Origin of the sequence: Protofrankia sp. CiP1_Cm_nod2 (assembly GCF_920664355.1) — a bacterium.
Classification (GTDB): Bacteria; Actinomycetota; Actinomycetes; order Frankiales; family Frankiaceae; genus Protofrankia.
On the sequence record NZ_CAKKTL010000308.1, the window covers coordinates 1 to 5,257 of the forward strand.

The 5,257-nt window shown below is 70.3% G+C and carries 4 protein-coding genes; all 4 read right to left on the bottom strand.

Annotated elements, in window-relative coordinates:
• Positions 1–160: 160 nt before the first annotated feature.
• The 4 genes from wecB to NBW84_RS22275 all read right to left on the bottom strand — a co-directional run bounded on the left by wecB (position 161) and on the right by NBW84_RS22275 (position 4,053).
• Complete coding sequence (gene wecB, locus NBW84_RS22260) at positions 161–1,501, bottom strand: non-hydrolyzing UDP-N-acetylglucosamine 2-epimerase (RefSeq protein WP_250287121.1); 1,341 nt, start codon at positions 1,499–1,501, stop codon at positions 161–163.
• Positions 1,502–1,655: 154 nt separating this feature from the next.
• Positions 1,656–2,471 carry a family 16 glycoside hydrolase gene (locus NBW84_RS22265; protein ID WP_250287123.1) on the bottom strand — a complete coding sequence of 272 codons (816 nt, stop codon included), beginning with the start codon at positions 2,469–2,471 and terminating at the stop codon, positions 1,656–1,658.
• Positions 2,468–3,829 (bottom strand): glycosyltransferase, encoded by a 1,362-nt coding sequence (locus tag NBW84_RS22270; protein WP_250287124.1) that lies wholly within the window; start codon positions 3,827–3,829, stop codon positions 2,468–2,470. Before NBW84_RS22270 ends, NBW84_RS22265 begins: the two co-directional genes overlap by 4 nt.
• Positions 3,826–4,053 carry a hypothetical protein gene (locus tag NBW84_RS22275; RefSeq protein WP_250287126.1) on the bottom strand — a complete coding sequence of 76 codons (228 nt, stop codon included), beginning with the start codon at positions 4,051–4,053 and terminating at the stop codon, positions 3,826–3,828. The genes NBW84_RS22270 and NBW84_RS22275 overlap by 4 nt, the downstream gene beginning before the upstream one ends.
• Positions 4,054–5,257 lie beyond the last annotated feature (1,204 nt).

A 5,257-nucleotide genomic window follows, 5' to 3' on the forward strand; every position in this document is an offset into this window, starting at 1 on the left:
GTGCCAACGCCCGCGCCGAGGGCGGCGGCGAGCAGCCCGGCCGTCGCCACCGCGAACACCCGGCGGCGTGCCCGGCGGCCGGCCGGATGGCTGTGACCGCCCTGCGGGCTGTGCGGCCCCGCGCCTCCCTCCGGGCGCCGCGGCCGCATCCAGTGCAGGTTCATGTCCGGTTCTCCTCTCGTGGGTTCCCGGCCGGGACGGTGGCGGGCACGATCGCCGGTTCGGGGTGCCGGATGACGAGTGGCTGAGCGGGGATGGCGGTGCCGTTGAGGGCGGTGCCGTTGAGGGCGGTGCCGTTGAGGGCGGTGCCGTTGAGGGCGGTGCCGTCCAGGCCGGGCACGAAGTCGGCCGGCGCGGGCGCGCCGTTGAAGTAGTGCTCGATCGCGGCGACGGCGCGCCGGGCTGCCTGCCCGTCCCCGTAGGGGTTCACCGCGTTCGCCATCGCCGCGTAGCGGGTGGGGTCGTCGAGCAGTTCGGCGACCGCGTCGACGATCCGGTCCGGGTCGGTCCCGACCAGCGCGGCGGTGCCGGCCTGGACGCCTTCGGGCCGCTCGGTGTTGTCCCGCATGACCAGCACCGGCCGGCCGAGGCTCGGCGCCTCCTCCTGGACGCCGCCGCTGTCGGTCAGGACGACCGTCGCCATGGCCATCAGATGGGCGAACACCGCATAGTCGACGGGATCGACGACGCGGATGTTGGGCAGCCCGCCGACCGCCGGCAGCAGCGCCTCGCGTACTACCGGATTGCGGTGGGCGGGCAGGATGATCTGCAGCTCGGGCCGCTGCGCCGCGAGCCGGGCCAGCGCTCCGCCGACCCTGCGCAGCGGCTCCCCCCAGGACTCCCGCCGATGCGCGGTGACCAGCAGCAACGGGTACCGGCCGCCGTCGGTGCGCGCCCGCATCTCGGCGAGCAGCTCGTCCGGCGGGGGCGGTGCCGCGGCGACGTGCAACAGCGCGTCGATCACGGTGTTGCCGGTGACGAAGACGGATTCCGGCCGGATGCCCTCCGCCAGGAGGTTCGCCCGGCTCGCCGGAGTCGGCGCCAGGTGCAGGACGGCCAGCTGCGAGGTGAGCCGGCGGTTGATCTCCTCCGGGAAGGGCAGCAGCGGGTTGACGGTACGCAGCCCCGCCTCCAGGTGGACGACGGGCACCCCGAGGTAGAAGGCGGCGAGCGCGCCGGTGAACGCCGTCGTCGTGTCACCCTGCACCACGACGGCGTCCGGCCGCACCTCGGTGATCACCGCTTCCAGGCCGTTGAGGGAGCGGGTGGTGATCCCGGCCAGCGACTGGCGCTGCTGGAGGATCTCCAGATCGAAGTCCGGTTTGATGTCGAACAGCTGGTTGACCTGGTCCAGCATCAACCGATGCTGACCGGTGACCGCGATGACCGGCCGCACCGTGTACGTGCGTGCCAGCTCCTGTACCAGCGGCGCCATCTTGATGGCCTCCGGCCTGGTGCCATAGACGAGCAGCACCGTGCGGACTTCCTGCTGTCTGGTCATGCATGACCTTCCATGTGACTGGATGAACGACGGTAGGGATTACCGGACAAACGGTGATCCGGACACGGCTATGTCCCAGTATTTTGGACGTCGCAATGACTTCGCATTGGGATCGGTCGCACTCGAAAAGAAGTCGAAAAATTGTGTTAACAGTTCAGGGAATCGGCCCGGCGGCCCGGAGGAGGGATTGGGCCCGCATCCCGCGGAACTCCACAACGGCGTCCTCGCTGTACAGGCCGACAGCACCGGAAAGATAAGGGTGTTCGGTGTCCTGAAAACGTACCGTTGACGCCCCGTCCACCGACACCTGCACAATGTTGCCGAAGTGAGCCACCTCGATCCTGTGCCAGTCGCCGAGACGCCCCCGCGGCGCGGGCCCGCTCGCCAGGAATCGCTGCCCGCCCGGATAGGCCGGGTCCTGTTTGCTGAGTTCCCATCCGTTCGGTTTGAGGACGAAGGCGTAGAAATGGGCTGGATCGGTGTAGTGCCAGAGAATCCAGCCGACCTCCCACGGCCGGGGCTCCGGCTGGCGTAGCTGGCGCAGGGTCCGGATCCGCGTGCTGAACCGCACCCCCTGGTAGTGCTCCGTGCTGACGACCAGCCCGGCATGGGTGCTGTCCGAGCCGGCAGCGGCCCGGGGCGCGAGGGTGACGACCAGTTCGTCGTTCCCGTCACCGGCCGTCGCGCGCCCGGTGGTGCGGCCGTACCCGTCGAAGACCGCCAGCCAGCGGCCGTGCCGGGTGCCGTCCCGCCACTGCGCGGACGCGTGCTCCGAACCGCGCAGGGTGAACACCAACAGGCCGGTGAGCACGGTGACACCGGCGAACGCCAACGCGGTCAGCCGGTGCCGTTGCCGTTGCCGTTGCCGCACCAGGCCGCTGCCGGACGGGCCGCTGCCGGACAGGCCGATGTCCGGCCCCGCCCGGGACGGATTCTCCTCGGGGGCCGGCTCCCCGCGCGCGCCGTTCACCGCACCGGGCCGTCCTGGGCCGCGGCAGCCGGTATCAGGACCTCCGGGGCTGTCGCCGGCCCGGCCCCCGTCACCGCCTCCGGGCTGCGAGCCGTCTTGTGCCAGTTCGTCCGGTGGCCGGCCACCCGCCCGACCGCCCACCAGCCCGCAACGAACCAGACCAGCGCGTACAGCATGTAGACGTGGGCGTAGCCGATCAGGCGGACCAGCCCGAAGCCGGTCAGCCGCTCCCGCGAGCGGTAGATCAGCGCACAGACCAGGATCGGTATACCGATCAGCAGATAGGTACCGAGGAAGTGCGCGGGCTCGGGCGCCGGCCCGCCGGTGAGCCAGGCCGTCAGCACCCCCGCCGTGCCCAGGGCGAAGGCGAGGGTCAGCAGCGACGCCAGCAGGATCAGCAGCGGGCAGGTCAGGTGGAACAGCATGTCCGCCAGCGCGCGCGGGCGGGCATGCCGGGCCACCCGCGGGAGCAGCGTCCAGGACTGCAGATGCCCCTGGAACCAGCGGGCCCGCTGCCGCAGCAGCCGGACCGGCCGGATCACACCCTGCTGGTGGACGTCCGCCCGCGGGCAGAACTCGTTACGCCAGCCGGCCAGCAGCAGCCGGACGCCGAGATCGAGATCCTCGGTGAGGCTGTGCGACCATGGCCGCTCGCCGAGCGAACGCAGCGCGGAGAGCCGGACGAACTGGCCGTTGCCGCCGAGACCGACGTTGTCCAGCCAGCCGCGGCCGCGCTGGAACACGCTGGTGTAGATCACGAACTCCATGTCCTGGAGCCGGGCGAGCAGGCTGTCCCGCCGGTTGTTGATCCGGACGCCGATCTGCACCGCGCCGGTGCGGGCGTCGGTGAAGCAAGGGGCCACCGTCTCGACCGCGTGCGGGTCCAGCCGGCCGTCCGCGTCCACCACGACGATGATCACCTTGTCCGGGTCGCGGGCGCTGATCTCGGGGTGGGCTGCGAGGTGGGCGACGGCCACGTTCAGCGCGGCCCCCTTGCCCTGCCGGGCGTCCGGCGGATCCCGGCGCAGCAGCCACACCCGGGCGTCGCTGGCCTCCTGGACGATCCGCGAGGTCCGGTCGTCCGAGCCGTCGTCGACGACGAGCACCCGCCGGTTCGCCGCGTCGGTGGTCAGCAGCCGGTCCAGGCTCGCCCCGATGACCGCTTCCTCGTTGAGACAGGGCAGCACGAAGACGAAGAAGAGATCCTCGGGGGCGGCACCGGTCCGCCGCGGCCGGTGGACGGCGGCGAGCAGCAACATGGTGGCCAGGTAGAGCAGCCCGAACACGATCATTCCGGCGGCGAACAGCCGCCCGAGCCCGCCGTCGACACCATCGGTGTCGATGTCGAACACGCTCATCCGGCCGTCTCCGGCCTGGTACCGGCGGCGCCGGTACGCAACTGCCGCGGGCCGCGGCGGGCCCGTAGCAGGAGGGCCGCCAGAACGGCCAGCAGCCCGACGGCCAGATAAAGCCCGAACGCGAGCCCGACCAGGCTGGTAAGTGCGCTGGAAAGCAGGTCGAGCAGTTCCGCCGCCGCGCTGGGCGGGGCGTTGCCCCCGGGCACGGCGAGAGGGGCGGGCATGGTTTCCTCCGCGCTGAATCAGGCTTGCTCGGACAGGTGGAAAAGGCGACGTGACCGACCTGGTCGAAGGCATGCCTGGAATCGGTGAATATGCGAAAAGCAACCGGTTAACAGTCACAAAGAAATTGCGAGGGATGACTGGCCGGCAATGGTGTCTACCCTGGCTCCGGCCGGCGGGCCGGAGCGGCTCACACCATGGTGGAACGCCGATTCACCGTCAGCTGCGGGAACGGGCTGCGGGGATGGAACATCGTCCTGCCCGGTTGGCCGGACGGCACCTGGGACCGGTGGAAGCCACTGGCGCAGTTGCTCCGCTCCCCGCACGGAACAACGTCACCAGCTGGTTTCTGCTGGTTTGGATCATTCTCCCCTGGACCTCATGCTGCTTCGGGGCACCGAAACGCCCGGGACCGACTTCGGCCGGGCACGCTGAGTTTTCCGTGAACCGGACCTGAGCAGCCTCCCCCACTTGTCCGTACGGTCTCTATTCTTACACGCCGGGTCAGGGCCCCAGCAAGATTGAATTGTGTTATTGCCCGTTGCGCTGGGTAGTCAATACCGGGTGACAGGACTGCGCGGCGGCTCGCGCCCCTCTTTGGCGGCCGGCCGGATTATCGCCGCGTACGGCGAACATCGCGCGGCCCTCTCCGGTGGCCCCGGCCGCGGGCCGGAAGCACCGCGCACTCCTGCCGGCCCGCTATCCGGAACCGAATTTACAGAACTCAGGACCGTTATTACGAAAAAAGTGGCCTCCCGTTCGGGACAACGAAAACATGACCAGACAAAACCCGGAACAGAGGACCACCGTGTGTCACACGCGTCGGACCGGTGCCGCCATGTCGAGCACGCCGGCAGCAACCGGACAGCCTGATGTCGGCAGCCTCCTCGCGGCACTCCACCGGATAGCCGCCTTCCGCAGGCCGCGCGGGGAGACCTACGGCCGGGAGACCTGCGAACCGCACGTCGCGTCGGCCACCGCGGCCATGCCCGCGGCCCGCTCCCAGGAGAACCGGCCGGAAGCTCCCCGGCCCCCGGTAACCGGCTTTCCCGAAGCCGGCTCCCAGACCAGCCCCGCGCTGCGCCGGTCGCACCTTCGTACCGACGGCAGCCGAAGATCGCTAGTCGTGGATGACGTCGTCGATGGTGGTCGCGGTGCCCACGCAGCGTAGCCAGACATCCAGCTGGGCCAGGTCGGCGCAGGCTA

What these genes read in the sequence shown, in the direction of transcription:
- NBW84_RS22270 (WP_250287124.1), bottom strand. Translation starts at nt 3,829, where the DNA reads ATGAGCGTGTTCGACATCGACACCGATGGTGTCGACGGCGGGCTCGGG.
- wecB (WP_250287121.1), bottom strand. Translation starts at nt 1,501, where the DNA reads ATGACCAGACAGCAGGAAGTCCGCACGGTGCTGCTCGTCTATGGCACC.
- NBW84_RS22275 (WP_250287126.1), bottom strand. Translation starts at nt 4,053, where the DNA reads ATGCCCGCCCCTCTCGCCGTGCCCGGGGGCAACGCCCCGCCCAGCGCG.